At 71.6% G+C, this 18034-nt stretch carries 10 protein-coding genes; 4 read left to right on the top strand and 6 right to left on the bottom strand.

Features of this window, described 5'->3' with window-relative positions:
- Window positions 1-11 precede the first annotated feature (11 nt).
- The gene (locus IE212_RS12745) at window positions 12-1223 is read left to right on the top strand and encodes a beta-ketoacyl-[acyl-carrier-protein] synthase family protein (protein WP_190197905.1); all 1212 of its coding nucleotides are present in this window, start codon (window positions 12-14) and stop codon (window positions 1221-1223) included.
- Between the two features lie 20 nt (window positions 1224-1243).
- Here IE212_RS12745 and IE212_RS12740 read toward each other — a convergent pair whose 3' ends face one another.
- Window positions 1244-2197, bottom strand: a complete 954-nt coding sequence (locus tag IE212_RS12740; RefSeq protein WP_190197904.1) for a hypothetical protein — start codon at window positions 2195-2197, stop codon at window positions 1244-1246.
- A gap of 20 nt (window positions 2198-2217) precedes the next feature.
- Complete coding sequence (locus tag IE212_RS12735) at window positions 2218-2556, bottom strand: hypothetical protein (RefSeq protein ID WP_190197903.1); 339 nt, start codon at window positions 2554-2556, stop codon at window positions 2218-2220.
- A 218-nt stretch (window positions 2557-2774) separates the two neighbouring features.
- Between IE212_RS12735 and IE212_RS12730 the strand changes: the two genes are divergently transcribed.
- The gene (locus IE212_RS12730; protein WP_190197902.1) at window positions 2775-3734 is read left to right on the top strand and encodes a D-2-hydroxyacid dehydrogenase family protein; all 960 of its coding nucleotides are present in this window, start codon (window positions 2775-2777) and stop codon (window positions 3732-3734) included.
- Between the two features lie 12 nt (window positions 3735-3746).
- On the opposite strand, the gene IE212_RS12725 is transcribed toward IE212_RS12730, so the two are convergent.
- A complete protein-coding gene (locus IE212_RS12725) occupies window positions 3747-4997 on the bottom strand; it encodes a glycosyltransferase (protein ID WP_190197901.1) in 1251 nt (416 codons plus the stop codon).
- A 165-nt stretch (window positions 4998-5162) separates the two neighbouring features.
- On the opposite strand from IE212_RS12725, the gene IE212_RS12720 reads away from it, so the two are divergent.
- Window positions 5163-6998, top strand: a complete 1836-nt coding sequence (locus tag IE212_RS12720; protein WP_190197900.1) for a class I SAM-dependent methyltransferase — start codon at window positions 5163-5165, stop codon at window positions 6996-6998.
- Here IE212_RS12720 and IE212_RS12715 read toward each other — a convergent pair.
- The gene (locus IE212_RS12715; protein WP_190197899.1) at window positions 6968-7873 is read right to left on the bottom strand and encodes an alpha/beta hydrolase; all 906 of its coding nucleotides are present in this window, start codon (window positions 7871-7873) and stop codon (window positions 6968-6970) included. The two genes, IE212_RS12720 and IE212_RS12715, sit on opposite strands and share 31 nt — an antisense overlap.
- 301 nt (window positions 7874-8174) lie before the next feature.
- Between IE212_RS12715 and ccrA the strand changes: the two genes are divergently transcribed.
- Complete coding sequence (gene ccrA / locus IE212_RS12710) at window positions 8175-9497, top strand: crotonyl-CoA carboxylase/reductase (protein WP_190197898.1); 1323 nt, start codon at window positions 8175-8177, stop codon at window positions 9495-9497.
- A 22-nt stretch (window positions 9498-9519) separates the two neighbouring features.
- On the opposite strand, the gene IE212_RS12705 is transcribed toward ccrA, so the two are convergent.
- Window positions 9520-16155: a type I polyketide synthase gene (locus tag IE212_RS12705; protein WP_190197897.1), complete on the bottom strand. Its 6636-nt coding sequence runs from the start codon at window positions 16153-16155 to the stop codon at window positions 9520-9522.
- Window positions 16152-17912, bottom strand: coding sequence for a fatty acyl-AMP ligase (locus IE212_RS12700; RefSeq protein ID WP_229864246.1), 1761 nt, complete (start codon window positions 17910-17912; stop codon window positions 16152-16154). Before IE212_RS12700 ends, IE212_RS12705 begins: the two co-directional genes overlap by 4 nt.
- Between the last annotated feature and the right edge of the window lie 122 nt (window positions 17913-18034).

Here is an 18034-nt window from a genome sequence, read left to right as displayed (position 1 = left end):
GGCGTATCGCGGTGACGGGCATAGGACCGGTCACGCCGGTCGGCGTCGGGCGGGAACAGTTCTGGACATCACTGGTGGCCGGCCGGTCGGGGATCGGTCACCTCACCCGGTTCGACGCGTCGGGACTGGATGCGCGCATTGCCGGGCAGGTCGAGGACTTCGAGTGCTCCGCCTTCCTGGACCCGCAGCGGGCCCGCCGAGCGGAGCTCTTCACTCATTTCGCCTTCGCGGCCTCCCGACTGGCCCTCGACGACGCGAAACTGCGCATCGACGACGTAGAGCCGGGGCGGGCCGGTGTCGTCATGGGCTGCGCCTACGGGGGGATCTCCCGTATCGAGACAGAGGTCGCAAGGCTGCTCGCCAAGGGGCCACGGGCCGTGATGCCAGAGATCAGCCTCACCTGCAGCACCACCGCAGCGGCTGCTTTCCTCTCGATGGAGTTCGGCTTGACGGGGCCGACCGAATGCATGGCTTCCGGCTGCGCCTCCGGAGCACACGCCGTGAGTCGTGGTGCGGACCTGATCAGATCCGGACAGGCCGACGTCGTGCTGGCCGGCGGTACCGACGCCCCGCTGACCCCGTTGTGCATGGCGGCCTTCTGCTCCGCCCGAGCACTGTCCACACGCAATGACGTCCCCGCGGCCGCCTCGCGTCCCTTCGACCGGAACCGTGACGGCTTCGTGTTCAGCGAGGGCGCGGTCGTCCTGGTCCTGGAAAGACTGGACTGCGCCCTCGCGCGTGGGGCACCGGTACTGGCCGAACTCCTCGGCCATGGTCACTCCGCGGACGCCCACAACTGGGGCGCTCCTCACCCGGAAGGGCACGGCGCCGCGCAGGCGATGGCCTCCGCTCTGAGAGCGGCGGACGTGACGCCCGCCGACATCGGATATGTCAACGCGCACGCGGCGTCGACCCCCCTCGGAGACCTTGCCGAAGCCAGAGCGATCGAGAAGGTGTTCCGGCGGGCACTGCCCCCCGTGTCGTCAACCAAGTCCATGACGGGGCACCTGCTGGGTGCTGCGGGGGCGCTGGAAGCGGCAGCCACGGTTCTCGCCGTCCATACGGAAGAGCTGCCGCCGACGATCAACGTCGAGTCGCTCGATCCCGAATGCGGACTGGACGTGATCGCCCGTCAACGTCGGCGGGAGAAGGTGGATGCTGCCCTGTCCAACTCCTTCGGTGTCGGCGGCATCAACGCGTCACTCGTGGTGGGTCGGTACTGACGAGCCGACCTGCTGCCGCCTCACGGGGACGGCACCGCCGCCGCGAGCACTTTGAGGCCGAGGTCGTCGAAGACTGCCCGGATGTGGTGTCCTACGCCGTCGTTGCCCGCTCCGCCCCAATGGAGTCCTACCGCCCGGTGCCCGCCTCCGTTGGCCGCTGGGTCTGCTTCCAGGTAAAGGGCTCCGGAATCGCCGCTGTCGGAGAAGTCACCATCGTCGCCGTCGATCCACAAGTCGGCGTGTGATCCGCTGTGTTGCGAGTCGTAGTCGATCAGATCCACGACTCCAAAGGTACGGCCGGTCGTGCGCCCGGTCTTCTGTACGCGCATGCCGATGGTGGCGTCGGCCGTCCCGAAGACCGCGGGGCCTGCCCCGATGACAGAGGCACTGACGACGGCGGGGTCGACAGGGGCGGCGACTGCGGCATCGAGAAAGCCTATGCGCAACACTGAACCGATCTGGTCGGCGGGCAGTTGCCCCCCGTCGTCTCTCGACGGCTGCGAGACAGCCTTGCCGACGACGGAACCGAACACATGACGGTTGGACAACGCCACCACCTGGTTGGTCACGGTGTCCCACACCCAGCCGCCGAGAGTGCCCGACGTACCGGCGCTCATACCCCCGGGCACGGGCCGCTCCCTCCCGCCAAGGCCGACACCCCCGTGTGCGGCGACGTTCTCGGGGACGGGCTGGGCCCGTTCCTGCACGTCGACCCGCGCGACGACTTCCTGGCCGTCCGGCACGACCAGCCGCAACTCCTGCGGCAGACGGCGGCCTTCAGGCACACGGTCCAGGGGCAGTTTCCGTTCGACGTGCACCACGACCGCGTACTCGTCGACCTTTCGACCTGCTCGGCGCCGACGCCCGACACCGATGCCATGCACATCCGGGTTGGCCAACAGTTCGTCGGCGAACCGCTCCTTGGCGACGCGGGCTACCTGCAGGGCGTCTTCTGTCAGGCCATGCTCCGTCATGGGAGTGCACGCTCTCTCGTCTACTGCGGGCGGCCCCCGTCGGCGCCCCCGTCACCGCCGCCACTGGGGCTCACCGGCCCGTGCCCCGGTCCGGGCGACCCCCCGCAGCCGCACTCCTCGATCACCAGGGCATGGATGCGTTCCTGCCGGCTGAGGCGATCGGTCGGCATCACCTGGGCGGTGATCATCTGCCGGATCTCGCGCACAGGTGCCGCACTGACGCGAAGGTCGGTGATTCCGGCTTTCCTCAGCGCTTCCTTGGTCTCGTCCCAGAGGTCGTTCTTCGCGAGGAACCTCAGAAACTCCACGGCGTTGTCTATGTCGGACTCGGCGAAGTCCTCAGCAGTCGATGTACCCATCCCCGGCTCCTTCCACCATGCTTCCATGCTCCGGCGGAGCCGGAACCAGAGCAACTCGACCAGACTCGCGTACGCAACGGGCAGCGGCGTGAGGGGAGGCCCTGACCGCGACCGCCCATACCCCCGGGCCCCACGCCGAGCCGGGGAGCCCTTCCTCCCGCCCGGCCGATCCCCGATCATGGTCCTGGACCGATGGCGGGCCGGGGAAGGGGTGTGACGTGCGGCTGCGCTGTGCTGTGCTGGACGACTTTCAGAGGGTGGCGACCGAGGTCGCGGACTGGTCGCCGCTCGCGGACGACGTGGAGGTCGTCCCCTTCGACACCCACCTGGACGGCGAGGACGCCCTGGCCGCGGCCCTGGACGGCTTCGACATCGTGGTGACCCTGCGCGAGCGCGTGCCCTTCCCCGGGTCGCTGATCGCCCGCCTGCCCCGGCTGAAACTGATCGTCGCCTCCGGCATGCGCAACTCGGTCATCGACTACGCGGCCGCCGAGGAGCACGGTGTCACCGTCTGCGGCACCGCGAGTTCCTCCGCCCCGCCCGTCGAACTGACCTGGGCCCTGCTGCTCGGTCTGGCCCGCGGCGTCGTGACGGAGAGCAACTCCCTGCGCTCCGGCGGCCCCTGGCAGTCCACCGTGGGCGCCGACCTGCACGGCCGCCGCCTCGGGCTCCTCGGCCTCGGGAAGATCGGCAGCCGCGTGGCGCGGGTCGGCCTCGCCTTCGGCATGCGGGTCAGCGCGTGGAGCCAGAACCTCACCAAGGGACGCGCCGACGAGGTCGGCGCGGAACTCGCCCCGTCCCTGGAGGAGCTCCTCGCGAGCAGCGACTTCGTCTCGGTCCACCTCGCGCTGAGCGACCGCACCCGCGGTCTGCTCGGCCCCGCCGAACTCGCCCTCCTCAAGCCGACCGCGTATCTGGTCAACACCTCGCGTGCGGCCATCGTCGACCAGGCGGCGCTGCTCGCCGCCCTGCACGAGGGCCGGATCGCCGGCGCCGGCGTCGACGTCTTCGACATCGAGCCGCTGCCCGCCGACCATCCGATGCGCACCGCCCCCCGCCTCCTGGCCACCCCGCACCTGGGATACGTCTCGCAGGCCAACTACACGACGTACTACGGCCAGGCGGTCGAGAACATCCGTGCCTTCCTCGCGGGCGCACCCGTACGGCGGTTGCCCTGAGGCCCCGTGCCACTACCGGGGAACGACCAGAGGTCCGTCGAGGACCTGGCAGGCCCGGGCGGTGCCGTTCTCGGCTGCCAGAGCATGGCCGAGCCGACGTGCGGCCTCGGCATAGGGAGGGTGTCGGGTGAGCTCGTGCAGGCGCTGTGCGAGGGCGGGGACGGTGAGATCGCGGGCCGGCAACGGTGCGGGGCCCGCGCCGAGTTCACGTACCCGCGCGGCCCAGTAGGGCTGGTCGCCGAAGAACGGGCAGACCAGTGAGGGTCTGCCGGCGCGCAGCGCTGAGGCGGTCGTGCCCGCGCCTCCGTGGTGGACGACGGCGGCCGTCCTGGGGAACAGCCAGTCGTGCGGGGTGTCGCCGACCACGAGGATGTCGCTGTCGCTGGTGGCGGGATCACCGCTCAGCACTCCGCGCAGTCCCGCGCGTCTCAGCGCCCTCCGGACGAGGGTGCCGGTCGCTTCCGGATCGCGGGTCTTCATGCTGCCGAATCCGACGTAGACGGGCGGCGGCCCGTCGGCCAGGAAGTCGAGCAGGCGCCTCGGGGGTTCCCACTCCGGCCGGTCGCGGTGCCAGAAGCCGGTCATGTGGACGTTCGGTCCCCAGTCGGGCGGCCGTGGCACCACCGCAGGACTGAACGCGCACAGCACGGGTGCGCGGCGGACGTGCCGGAAAGGCGCCCGCAGCGACAGCTCGGGCAGCCTCAGGCTGTCCCGGCGCCAGGTGTTGACGAACCTCCGGCACAGCGTCCAGGACCCGAGGTCGACCGCGCTGAAGCTGAGCCGGTTCCCCACGGCCCCCAGCATGGCGGCGGCCGGGGCGAGGGGGTGCGGAAAGGCCTTGGTGGGCTGGCTCGGCTGGAAGTGGATGACGGCGTGCGGGACGCGGAGGTACTGGCTCAGGTGGACGCCGAGGAAACCGAAGGTGGGCGCCAGAACGAGGTCGGCGCCCTCCGCTCCGGCCCGGGTCTCCTCCAGCATCGGCATGATGTGGGGTCGCAGGACCCGGTCCATCCGGCGGACGAACGCCACCGGGTTGCGTGAGCCGGCGAGGAGTTCCTGCCCCTCGGCGGACTCGATGATCTCCACGGGGTCGGCCGGGAGGGGGTGGAAGTCCAGTTCCTCCTCGGCGATCAGCTGCCGGTAGCGCCGACTGGCCAGGACTCTCACCGTGTCGCCCCGCCGGGAAAGTGCCCGGCCCAGTGCCAGGCAGGGCTGGACGTCGCCCCGGGAGCCCGCGGCGAAGATCACCACTGTTCGCCCCACGCCGTTCCCCTCTCCTGCTATTTCGACTCCCGGTGTGCGACCCCCGGTGTGCCATGTCCTGCGGGTCGTTACCCGATTGGCAGACCATAGGCATATCGGGCGGTACGTTCCCGGACACATCGGGCGAAGATGAGGAAAAGACCCCTTCTGGCGGGACGGAAACTGATGCCAAGGAACATGGCCCGGCTCACCTCGGCAGCGCTCGGCACGGGATTCGCCCTCAACGCGGTACGGCTCCGTCGCCGGCTGTCCGGGCTGCGTCTCCTCGAGCCCTCTGCGGATCCGCCCTCCCCGGACTTCCGGTTCTTGCTGGCCTCCGGGGTGCGGCTGGACGACGAGACCCGCCGCGCCGCCTGCGCCTTCGCCGCCCGGGAGGGGCTGAAGGTACTCGATCTGCTGCCGGGCGACCTGCCGACGGCGGAGCTGCTCGACTTCGCCCGCCTGGTGAACACCCGCACCTTCCGGCGCGACAGGCTGGCCTTCGGACGGAGCGCCCAGCATGCCGTCGTCGTGGAGGCTGCCGTCCTGGAGCGACTCGGCACCCCGCTGCCCGCCGGCACGGATCTCGCGGGGCTCCCGGCCGCCGAACTCACCGGTCTCCTGGAGCGGCTGAAGAAGTGCGCGCCGGCCGCGACCGGATTCGCGCTCGCGCCCGGGCTTCGCAGTGTGCGCCGCGGCGCCCTCGAACGCGTCGCCGCCCGGCCGGGCAACACCTTCGTCCCGCTGTCGGCCATCCTGGCGGGACGCCTGGCCGCCGGCACGCTCACCGTCGCCTGCCTCGCGGCGGCCCCGGCCTGGGGAGCGGCCGCGCTGGCCGGCTACGCACTGCAGCCGGCGCTGGTGCGCGGTAGCCGGTTCGCTCCCGCCGACCGCCGCCGCGCCACCTGGCTCAGGCCCGTGCTGGGGCCGGGTGACTGGCTGCGCACCGCGCGGGCGGCGCACGCTCTGCGCGGCCCGGCCGACCCGCACCCCGGCCTCCGCGCGGAATACCGGGCCGAGATCGCCCGGGGTGTCGAGCGGTTCTTCGAGCCGCGTCGCGCTACCTGTCCGTGGTGCGGGTCGTCCGACCTGAGACACCGCGTGACGGCACGGGACATGTACCAGGGAAAACCGGGCCGGTTCACCCTGGAGGAGTGCGCGGACTGCGGCCACACCTTCCAGAATCCGCGGCTGAACCCGGCCGGCCTCGACTTCTACTACCGCGACTGCTACGACGGCGTCGGTGAACGGCAGATGGAGAAGGTGTTCGCCCTCCAGGGCTCCGCCTACCGCGATCGCGCCCGCCTCCTGCACCCGCACGCCGCGCCCCGGACGTGGCTGGACGTGGGGGCCGGACACGGCCACTTCTGCCTCGTCGCCCAGGACGTCTGGCCGCGGACCGTCTTTCACGGCCTGGACCGCAGCGAGGCCGTGGAGCGGGCCGAGAAGTATGGCTGGGTGCACCGCGGTCACCGGGGCGACTTCCCCGAACTGGCCGCGTCCCTGGACGGCGCCTACGACGTGGTGAGCATGTTCCACTACCTCGAACACACCCTGGACCCACGAGCCGAGCTGGAGGCGGCACGGGGCGTCCTCAAGCCGGGCGGTCACCTGGTGATCGAGGTCCCCGACCCGCAGAGTTCGCTCAGCCGGCTGCTGGGCCGCCACTGGATTCCCTGGATGCAGCCGCAGCACGTGCACCTGATGCCCTTCACCAATCTCCGGCAGGCGCTGCTGGACCGGGGCTTCACCATGGTGGTGGAGCAACGCGTCACCGGACGCCCGGGCGGGGACTTCTGCGGCGCCGTCGTGGAGCGCTTCCGCTCCTGGACGCCGAGCCCCCGGTATCCCTGGTCCCGGACACCTCCGACCCGCACCCGGGCCCTGGCCCACGCGGCCATCTGGACGTGCTCCGTCCCGCTGATCGCCGCGGCGGCCGCGGCCGACCTCGCGATCGCCCCCTTCCTGGGGGCGGTGCGGGGCGGGCAGGCCTACCGGATCCTAGCCCGCAAGGAAGCCTGACGCCCGTCCCGGGAACCCGTGTCCGGCAGCCCGAGCACTTCCATCACCGTGGGCCAGATGCGGTGGAGTTCCTGCCGCCAGTACGGCCAGGAGTGCGTCCCCGGCTCATACTGATGCGTCGTGACCTGGACTCCTTCCGCGCGCAGCGCGGAGGCGAACTTCCTGATCTGCTCCGGAAGCGCCGCCTCGCCCAGCATGCTGACGAGGATGACGTCGGGAGAACGCCCCATGTCCAGCGGTCCGGGCAAGCTGGTGCCGACGGACAGATGGACGCGCGTTCCGCGGAAGGACCCCGGCATGGCGGCGGGGTTGTGGGACTGCCAGACATCGGCGTTGCGCACCGGGTCCCCCCACACCTTGTTCATGTCGACACCGGCCGCGAAGGAGCCGAGTCCGATGACCAGGCGCACGATCGGGTCGTTGAGGTCCACGTAGGAACTCATCGCCGCCACGTACCGGAACAGTCCCTGATGGCGTGCCGCGTACTTGAGTGCGCCGAAACCGCCCATGGACAGTCCCACGACCGCGCGCGGCGAGCCGGCCCGGTACTCCTTCTCCATGAGCCGCACCAGTTCGACGGTGTGAAAGGTCTCCCAGCGGGGCGATCCGGCGAACCAGTCGCTGTAGTAGCCGTCCATTCCGGCGTCGGGCATCACGATGAGCACATCGGCCTTCCGCGACAGCTCTTCCACCTCCGTCTCACGCGTCCAGGCCGTGTAGTCGTCGGCGCCGCCGTGCAGCATGTAGAGAACCGGAAAGGTGGCTTCCGGCCGCTGGCTCCAGCTCGCCGGAAGGATGACCCGGACCGGGATGGACCTGCCCATGGCCGGTGAACTCACGGTGAGGTCGCGCGTCCGGTCGTCGATCGTTCGCACGGCGGTGACACGAGCCTCCGCACCGGGAGGCCCGGGCGCGCCTGCCGGGCTCCGTCCGGCCGCATGCGCCTCGGTCGAGACGAGGGCGGCGACGAGCCCCAGGCACACCAGGTACGTTCTCGAATACTTCAGAAAATATGCCCACACGGTTCGGAGCATGACGAAAACCACCGTCCGCCACCGGCAGACACTCCGGTCGGCCAAGGGCAGTCGCCCGTACAGCAGAGCAGCGGTTGCGGGGCGTCGGATCAGCGGTTCTCTTGGGAAACAGTCGTGAGACGTGATCAAGATTGGAGCCGACATGACTTCGTCCCTGTCCGAAGCGGTCATCGCAGGTGCGGACGCGGCGGCCCTCGAGTCGCTCCCTCTCCCGGACCACTTCCCGGCGGCCTGTGTGCGCGCCGCCGACGTCGGCATGTTCGAGGGCGTCGAGGACAAGGACGTACGCAAGTCCCTCAGCGTGGGGGACGTCCCCATGCCGGAACTCGCTCCGGACGAGGCTCTGATCGCCGTGATGGCGAGCGCGATCAACTACAACACGGTCTGGACGGCCATGTTCGAGCCGTTGCCCACCTTCCAGTTCCTCAAGGCGATGGGGAAGGCCGGAGGATGGGAGGCGCGCCACGACCTTCCGTACCACATCGTGGGGTCCGACGCTTCGGGCGTGATCGTCCGTACCGGATCGTCCGTGCGCAGGTGGAAGGTCGGTGACCACGTCTCGATCTCGCCGGCCTATGTCGACGAGCAGGACCCCGACACCCACCACGACGGCATGCTCGGGCTCGGGCAGAAGGCGTGGGGGTTCGAGACGAACTTCGGCGGTCTGGCGCACTACGCCGTCGTCCGGGCGAGCCAGCTGATGCCGAAGCCTCCAGCTCTGACCTGGGAGGAAGCGGCCGTCAACCCGCTGTGCGCGAGTACCGCCTACCGGATGCTGGTCAGTGACCGCGGGGCGCGGATGAAGCAGGGTGACATCGTGCTGGTCTGGGGTGCGACCGGCGGGCTCGGGTCCTACGCCGTGCAGCTGGTGCGCAACGGAGGCGGTATCCCGGTGGGCGTGGTGAACTCCGACGACAAGGCCCGTCTGCTCCGGTCACTGGGATGCGACGCGGTCATCAACCGCCGGGAGATCCTGGACGGGGACGACACCCTCCTGCGGCGCCCCGAAGGGTGGAAGAGGATGGGGAGGGCGATCCGCGACGCGGTCGGCGAGGACCCGCACATCGTGTTCGAGCACGTCGGCAAGGAGACCTTCGCAGCCTCCGTGTTCCTGGCCAGACGCGGCGGAACGGTCGTCACCTGCGGATCCAGCACGGGTTACGAGCACACCTACGACAACCGGTATCTGTGGATGCGGCTGAAGCGGATCATCGGCAGTCACGGCGCCAACCTTCACGAGCAGTGCGAGGTCAACCGGCTCATCACCCTGGGCAGCCTGGTTCCCGCCCTGTCGACGACGTACCCGCTGTCGGAGGTGGGGGCGGCCACCCGGGCCGTCCAGACCAACCAGCACATCGGCAAGGTCGGTGTGCTGTGTCTGGCTCCCCGCCCCGGCCTCGGCGTCACCGACCCCGAGGCCCGGGCCCGGATGGGTGAGGAGCGGTTGCGTCTGTTCCGCGGGTGACCCCCACGGAACAGACGCCGGCTCAACGTTGGCCGGGCAGCGCCCCGATGGCCCGGACCAGGTGCCGGGCGATGGTCTCGACATGGGGTGGGTCGATGAGGGACAGGTGGTCGCCCTCGACGGGGACGATCTCCAGGGACCGGCACAGGGGCGCCCAGCCCAGGTCCGCCTCCTGCCGGAGGTAGCGCGGGTCCAGGGCGGTGGTGAGCTGCTGCGGCCGCTGGGCGCGGTAGAGCACCACGTGGCCGTCGTGGGGGCGGGGCACGTACCGTTCGCCGACACGGGCGTCGACGTACGAGGTCCGCTGGTGCTCCATGACCCCGGGGCTCATGTCGAGGCCGGCGTCGGCGACGAGCCGCATGATCACGTCGATCTGCCGCTCGTCCGGCGTCGCCGCCAGCTCCTCGTAGGGCAGTTCCAGGCGTTGGCCGTACGTCTTCTCGATGTACTCGGCGAATCGGCCGAAGCGCTCCAGCAGGAACTCCGGTGAATCCTGCTGCGGCAGAGCGGCGGGCAGGATGGTGTCGATCAGCCCGAGGAACCCGATGTCCTGTCCCAGTTCGTTCAGTTGGCGGGCCACCTCGTATGCGAGGCAGCCTCCGAAGGACCAGCCGAGCAGGTGGTAGGGCCCTTCCGGCTGGATGTCACGCAGGAGCGCGCGGTAGTGGGCTGCCTTGTCCTCCACGGTGTTCAGTTCTTCGACGCGTTCCAGCCCGAACACCGGCTGGTCGGCCGGCAGCAGCCCTGTCAGGGGCAGGTAGACCGAGGTCGGTCCGCCGGCCGGGTGGAAGGTGAACAGCGGGGGCCGCGGCGAGCCGGGGGCAGCGGGGCGCAGCGTGGTGAGTGCCGACGGGCCGGTTCGGTTGACCACCGGCCTGATCAGTTCGGCGACGGCCGCGACGGTCCGGTGGGCGAGCACGTCGTCGCCGGTCAGGCTCAGCTCCGTGTCGTCGCCCAGGCGCCGGCGGATGACGTCCACCAGGGCCTCGGCGGCGTGCCGGTCCCCTCCGGCGGCGGTGAAGTCCTCGTGCACGTCCCGGGGCCCGCGGCGCAGGACCTCGGACCAGGCGCTCGCGACCAGCCGCTCGGCCGGGTCCCGGGCACTGAGGGAACCGGGCAGCGAGGGCGCCGGCGGCTGTGTCCGCCGGACGCCGCCGGGCTCCGCCGGTGGGGAGGCGGCCGTCGGTACCTCGGAGCCGAGGCCGAGTTGTTCCAGCACCGCGCCGCCGAGTTCGCGCAGGGAGGCACCCCGCAGCAGGCGGGGGCCGGGCAGGTCGACGCCGAAGTCCTGGCGCAGGGCGTTGCGGATCCGCACCGCCATCAGGGAGTCCAGACCGAGTTCGGTCAGCGCGGTCGCCTCGTCCAGTTCACGGGCGCCGAACCCCATGATGGCCGCCGTTCTCTTGACCAGGCGCGCGTACACCGTCTCCGGGGCGGAACCGCCGAGGGCCGCGATGCCGGAGGGGCCCACCCAGTCGTCGGCGCCGAGCGCGCTGTCCTCCAGAACGTCGCTGAAGAAGGGGATCGCTGACAGGCCGGGGAACGCCGCGAGGACACGGCCGGCGTCGAGGTGCACGACGCCGACGTGCGTGCGGTCGAGAGTGACCAGCGCCTGCAGGGCGTCCATGCCCTCGTTCAGGTGGATGGGCTCCAGGACCAGCGCCGGGTTCGCGGCCGCCGCGCCGACGTTCTCCCAGGGGCCCCAGGCGATGGCGGTCGCCGGCCGGCCGGCGGCTCTGCGGTGGTGGGCCATGGCGTCGAGCCAGGCGTTGGCGGCCGCGTACGCGGCCTGTCCCGGCGAGCCGATCAGTGCCGCGGCGGAGCTGTAGATCACCCACCAGTCCAGGTCGTGGCCAGCGAGGGCCGCCTCCAGGTTCCGGGCCCCGACGGTCTTCGGCCGCAGCACGTGGTCGAGGTCGGCCGGTTCGAGGTCCGTGATCAGGCGGTCGTGCAGCACACCCGCGCAGTGTGCGACGCCTCGCAGGGTGTGGCCCTCCTCGACGGCGGCACGCACCAGGCCGGTGGCGACATCCGGTTCCGCGATGTCGCCCCGGACCACGGCGACGGAGACTCCCCGCTCCCGCAGTCCGTCCAGGACGGACCGGGCTTCGGGCCCGGGGGCACGACGTCCGTTCAGGACGACACGGCCGGCGCCCTGCTCGGCGAGCCGTGCCGCGGTGGCCAGGCCGAGGCCGGTCAGCCCGCCGGTGATGATGTAGGCGCCGTCAGGACGTGTGAACGCCACGTCGTGGTTGCCCTGAGGGGTGAGGTCGGCACGGGTGAGGCGGGCGGTGAGGCGGGTGCCGGCCCTCCAGGCGATCTCATCGGCGGCGCCGTCGGCCAGGAGCTCCTGGACGAGGTCACCGACCGCGCCGGGTTGTCTGTCGATGTCCACCAGCGAGGTGCGCAGATGGGGGTGTTCGAGTGTCATGACCCGGACGAGCCCGCGCAGGCAGGCGAGATGCGGCGCCCCGGGCTCCCCCGGTCCTGTGGCCTGTGCCAGCACGGTGGTCATCCACAGGCGTGGCGGCCGCCGGTGTGTTCCGCCGGCGAGGCGGCGGGCCACCCGTGCGGCCGTGCGCAGTGGCCGCATGTCGTCGTCGCGTTCGGACGGGGGGAAGAGCAGGACGACGGCGCTCGGGCCGTCGTCGTGCGGGGTTCGCAGCCAGGCGTCGAGTGCGGCGTCGCAGGCGTCGTCCCGTGCCTGGGTGACGTCGACGCCCCGGGCCTGCAGGGTCGACGCGAGCGAGGCGCTGATGCCCTCCGGGGTGTCCGGCGCGTCGCTGAGGAGGAGGGCCCGCCGCAGGTCCAGCGGCAAGGGGACGGCGGACTTCTGCCACTGGATGTCGTAGGTCCACGTCTCCAGGGGCCGGGGCACCTCCTGACGCTCGAGGGGGCGCAGCTGCACGAACCGGGCGGTCAGCTCGCTCTCGGCGCCCTGGGCGGTGACGTGCCACTGGTCGACGTCGGTGTCCGCGGAGCCGGCGACGGCGCGTGTGCGGCGGATGTCGTATCCGCTGTCGAGGAGGCCCGGCCCCTTGATGTGCAAGGTCCGTACCGCGACGGGGACGGCGTGCGCGGTGGCCCCCGCCGCACTCGGCGCTTCCAGCATGGTCGTCAGCAGCTGCGCGTAGAACGGCCCGTGCGGGTGCGGCAGGTCCTCGGAGGTGAGGGACTGGACGAAGTCCGGGGCCTGTTGCGCGGGCCGGTGCTCGCGCGGGGGCTCGGGATCGCGGGTGATACGGGCCGAGGCGTGGCAGCACCAGGCGGTTCCGGCGCCGCGGGCGTGCAGGGTGACGGTCCCGTGGGTGCCGGAGGCGGGTTCCCACACCGTGGTCAGCGGGGTGCTGCCGGAGAGGGCGAGCCACTGGTGGATCCGCAGGTCCTCGATGCCGAGGTGGGTGAGGCCCTCCCGGCCCCAGAGTTCCAGGCCGGCTTCGATCACCAGCTCCGCGGCCTCGGCGAGGGTCAGCACCGCCTGGTCGTGGACCGTGCTGCCGGGGCGGTGCCGGCGGGTGCCGACATCGCCCTGCCACAGCACGACGCCGGTCCGCGGGTCGTCGGCGCGTACGCCCAGCAGGGGGTGGCCGCCGACGGAGGTCGAGGTGGTGGGGCGGGGGAACCAGAACCGCCGGTGACGCCAGGCCGGAGTGGGCAGCGCGGTGCGGGCGCCGGTGGGCCACAGGCCGGTGCCCAGGGCGACGCCCGCGAAGTGCAGTCTGGCCAGCGCGGCGCGTACGGCGACGGTGTCGTCCGCGTTCTTGTGCAGGGTCGGGACGACCAGGGCCCGGTCGGCGACCGGGGTGGCGTCGAGCGTCTCGGTGAGCGGGACGACGGCGATGGGGTGGGGCGAGATCTCCAGGAAGAGGGTGTGGCCGTCTTCGGTGGCCGCGGTCACCGCCTGTTGCAGACGCACCGGGCGACGGACGTTGGCGCACCAGTAGCCCGCGTCCGCAGCCGGGACGGCGCGGGGGTCCTCCAGGACCGTGCTGTACCAGGGCGTCGTGGGTGCGCTCGGGCGCAGCGCGGCGAGGTCGTCGCGCAGTGGCGGCAGAATGGGATCGACCGCGGCCGAGTGTCCGGCTCCGCCGACGTCCAGCAGCCGGGCCAGGTGCCCCTGCTCGGACAACTCGTCCACCAGGTCGCGCACCGCGTGTGCCGGCCCGGCCACCGTGCAGCGTTGCGGTGAGGAGTGGACGGCGACGTCCACACCGGGAAAGCGGCTGAGGAGGTCCGTCCGGGACGGTGCGGGCAGCTCGATCGCGGCCATGGCGCCGGCCTGCTCGGCGTCGATGCCGGCGAGGCGCGCCGACCGGCGGGCGATGACGCGCAGCCCGTCGGCGGCGTCGAGAGCACCGGCCACCACGGCGGCCGTGACCTCGCCCATCGAATGGCCGATGACGGCCGCGGGTTCCACGCCGTAGGCCCGCATGGTCTGTGCCAGGGCCAGCTGGATGCCGAAGAGCAGCGGCTGGGTCCGGTCCACCGTGCGCTCGGAATCGGCCGCGAGCAGGTCGGTCAGTGCCGAGCCGGTCTCCGCGCGGAACACCGGGTCGAGCGCGGCCACCTGGGCGGCGAAGCGGGAGTCGCCGGTCAGCAGCCGCCGCCCCATGCCCTTCCACTGTGAGCCGTAGCCGGAGAAGACGAAGACCGGTCGGCGCGCCACGCCCGACCGGGCCGCTCCCGCGTCGGTGCACGCGGCGACCACGCCCGGAACCGTCTCGCCCCGGGCCAGCGCGGCGAGTCTGGCGGCCGCCTCGGGGCGGGTCCGCGCGACGACGGCGGCGCAGGACGGGCCACGGCGATGCGATGCGAGGGTGTGGGCGATGTCGCCGAGCGCGGGCGCGTCGTCGGCGGCCACCCACCGCGACAGGCTCGCGGCCACGTCGGCGAGCCGGTCCGGGGAACGGGCGGACACCACAAGAACGTAGGGATGGTCGCCTTCCTCGTCCTCGGTCTCCGAAGTCCGGGCGGGCCCCGGAAGGGTTGGCGGCGCCTGTTCGAGGACGGCGTGGGCGTTCGTGCCGCCGAACCCGAAGGCGGACACGCCGGCCCGCCCCGGACGGCTCCCCGGGCCGGGCCAGACGGTCGGTTCGGTGACCACGCGCAGACCCAGCTCGGAGAAGTCGATGTGGGGATTGGGGCTGCGGAAGTGGAGGGTGGACGGGATACGGCCGTGATGCAGGGCCAGCGCGGTCTTGATCAGGCCGATGATGCCGGCCGCGCCTTCGAGGTGGCCCAGGTTGCTCTTGACCGATCCGATGAGCAGGGGCCGGCCGGGCGGTCTGCCCCGGCCGACGACCGCTCCGAGGGCGGCTGCTTCGATGGGGTCCCCCAGCAGGGTGCCCGTACCGTGCGCTTCGACATAGTCGATGTCGGCGGCGTCGGTCCGCGCGTCCCGCAGGGCGTCGCGCAGCAGCTCCTCCTGCGCCGCCGGGTTGGGTGCCATGAGGCCGGCCGACCGGCCGTCCTGGTTCACGGCGGTTCCCCTGACGACGGCGAGCACGCGGTCGCCGTCGCGCCGGGCGTCGGCGAGACGCTTGAGCACGACGACGCCGCAGCCCTCACCGCGGGTGATTCCGTCGGCCGCGGCGTCGAAGGGTTTGCACCTGCCGTCCGCGGCCAGCGCACCGGCTTGTTCGAACGACGCCGTGACGGACGGGGACAGCAGCACGTTGACCCCCGCGGCCAGGGCCGTGTCGCACTCCCCGTCGCGCAGACTGCGGCAGGCCAGGTGCACGGCCACGAGCGACGACGAGCAGGCCGAGTCGGTGGTGATGCTGGGCCCGCGGAGGTCGAGCAGGTAGGACACGCGGTTGGCGACGATGCTGCCGGCCGCTCCGGTGCTGGTCCACGGTGTCAGGCGCGCGGGGTCGGAGGTGGTCAGCTGCCCGTACTCGAGGGCACTGAGGCCGACGAAGACGCCGGTGCGGCTGGACCGGAGGGCGTGGGCGGGAACCCCCGCATGGTCCAGCGCCTCGCAGCTGACTTCGAGCACCAGCCGTTGCTGGGGGTCCATGACCTCGGCCTCGCGGGGCGTGATGCCGAAGAAGTCCGCGTCGAAGCCCTCGATGTCGTCGAGGAAGGCGCCCCACTGTGTGGTGGACTCCATCAGGGCGGTGACGTCGGGCGCCGTGCCGCTGAAGTTCCGCCAGCGTCCGGCGGGCACCTGGCCGACCGCGTCCGTTCCCGCCAGGAGTTGCTCCCAGAGCGCGTCCGGCCCCCGCACGTTCGGGGGCAGGCGGCAGCCGATGCCGATGATGGCGATGGCGTGGTCGTCTGTGCCGGCCGTGACGGCCGTGGCCGCTTCGCCGTACGTGTCGGACCGCTCGTCGGTCTCCGCGGTGTCGGCGTTGTCGGCGTTGTCAGCGGTGCCAGCGATCGTCAGAGCACTGACCAGTTGTCCGATGGTGGGGTGTTCCCACAGCAGCGTGGCGGGCAGTGACCGGTCCAGTATCTTCTCCAGCTCGCCGGTCAGTCCGACGGCGTCGCGGGAGGTGAGGCCGTACTCCGCCAAGGGGCGGGCGTCGTCGAGCTGGTCCGGAGAGATGCCGCTGATGTCCGAGACCATCCGCACCAGCGCGTTCCGCAGTGCGGTGACGTCCGGTCGGGATCGGCCGACCGGGACGGGCTTCTGGTGTCCGCCTGGCTGGTTCATGCGGTGACTCCCGCTTTCTGTCCTCGCGGGTCCGGGCTCCAGGCCCCTTGCAGGTAGCGCTCGCGGCATGCTCCGCGGGCGACCTTGCCGCTGGTGGTTTGGGGTACGGTGCCGGGCTCGGCCAGGACGAAGTCATGGACGGCGACGGCGTGACCGGCGGACACCGCCGCGCGGACAGCACGAGTCACCTCTTCCAGGACCCCCTCGGGGGCCGCGAGGTCACGGGCGTGCTCGGCGACGACGACGAGACGCTCTCCGTCATCGGTGAGGACGGAGAACGCCGCGGTGTGGTGGCGGCGGACGGCCGGGTGGGCGCTCTCGACGGTCTGCTCGATGTCCTGCGGATAGTGATTGGTGCCGTCGATGATCACCAGGTCCTTGATGCGGCCGGTGATGTAGAGCTGCTTGTCGTGCCGCAGTGCGAGATCGCCGGTCCGCAGCCAGTGCTGCTGCTCGCGGTCGCCGTGGAGGGTGGCGCGGAAGGTGGCTTCACTCTCTTCCGCGCGTCCCCAGTAGCCCCGTCCGACGTTGGGCCCGCGCAGCCAGATCTCGCCGACGTTCCCGTCCTCGAGACGGACGCGGGTGACCGGGTCGACGATGGCGGCTTCCTGACCGGTCGGCAGTCCGCAACCGACCAGGCGGGTCACGGCCCGTGTCTCGGTGGCCTCGACGACACGCGCGGCGCCGTCCGCCAGCGCCTCACGGTCGAAGCAGGTGACGCTCGGTGCCGTCCCGGCCGGTGAGGCGGAGACGAACACGGTCGCCTCGGCCAGCCCGTAGGACGGGCGCATGACCGCGCGGGCCATGCCGACGGGTGCGAAGGCCTCCTGGAACCGACGCAGCGTCTGCTCGGCGACGGGCTCACTGCCGTTCACCATGGCGGCCACCGACCCCAGGGACAGCTCGCCCCGCTCCTCGTCGGTGACGCGGCGCACGCAGTAGTCGTAGGCGAAGTTGGGAGCGGCGGTGAGGGCTCCCGGGTACTGGGTGAGCAGACGCAGCCACCTGACGGGCTGCTGCACGAAGGCCAACGGGTCCATGAGGACCGAGGGGACGTGGCCGACGACGGGCATCGCGATCGCCAGCACCAGCCCCATGTCGTGATACAGCGGAAGCCAGCCGACGGTGCAGTTGCGCCCGGTGCGGATGTCGTACGCCTCCAATGCCTGGCGTGCGTTGGCGCAGACGTTGGCGTGGGTGATCTCCACCCCGGTCGGCACGCGGGTGGAGCCGGAGGTGTACTGCAGATAGGCGCAGTCCCCGGGGCGCGGATGAAACGTCTCCTCACCCTCCGGTACGCCCCCGGGTGCCGGTTCTGAGACCAGTTCACGCTCGGTGACCACGCGCAGGCGCAGGCCGTTCTGGTTGGCGCAGAACTTCTCTGTGGCCTGGAGCGAGCCCGGGCTGGTGAGGGCGAGCACCGGGTCGGCGTCGGCGAGCGCGGCGGCGAGTTTCTCCGCGTGACCCGGCAGGGCCGGGGGGAAGAGGGGAACGGCGATCGCGCCGGCGCACGTGGCTGCGAGAAAGCCGACCACGTAGTCCAGGTTCTGCGGTGCCACGAGGGCCACGCGCTCGCCGGCCGCCCCGGTATGACGCAGTGCCGTAGCGAGGGTACGGACCCGCTTCTCCAGTTGGCGCCACGTCAGAGTGGAGGGGGTTCCGTCACGGTCGGTGCTGAAGTCCACGAAAGTGAACGCTGTCTCTTCGGGCGTTCGTGCCGCGGCCCGGGCGAGATGGTGGCTGATGGTGTCACTCACGATTTCCAGCACTGAGTCACCGAACCTTAGTTCCGAAGCGGCTACACCGCCTGGTGCAACACATTCGGGGATGGCCGGGACGCTTCAGCTCCCGGCCACCCCCGTATGTACGAGTGGGCTTG

The organism is Streptomyces djakartensis (assembly GCF_014651075.1).
GTDB classification, from domain to species: Bacteria; Actinomycetota; Actinomycetes; order Streptomycetales; family Streptomycetaceae; genus Streptomyces; species Streptomyces djakartensis.
The sequence above is the reverse complement of the archived record's forward strand: the minus strand, read 5'-3'. Positions and strand labels throughout refer to the sequence as shown.

Coding starts and splice junctions, on each gene's coding strand:
- IE212_RS12740 (WP_190197904.1), bottom strand. CDS start 2,197: ATGACGGAGCATGGCCTGACAGAAGACGCCCTGCAGGTAGCCCGCGTC.
- IE212_RS12735 (WP_190197903.1), bottom strand. CDS start 2,556: ATGGGTACATCGACTGCTGAGGACTTCGCCGAGTCCGACATAGACAAC.
- IE212_RS12720 (WP_190197900.1), top strand. CDS start 5,163: ATGCCAAGGAACATGGCCCGGCTCACCTCGGCAGCGCTCGGCACGGGA.
- ccrA (WP_190197898.1), top strand. CDS start 8,175: ATGACTTCGTCCCTGTCCGAAGCGGTCATCGCAGGTGCGGACGCGGCG.
- IE212_RS12705 (WP_190197897.1), bottom strand. CDS start 16,155: ATGAACCAGCCAGGCGGACACCAGAAGCCCGTCCCGGTCGGCCGATCC.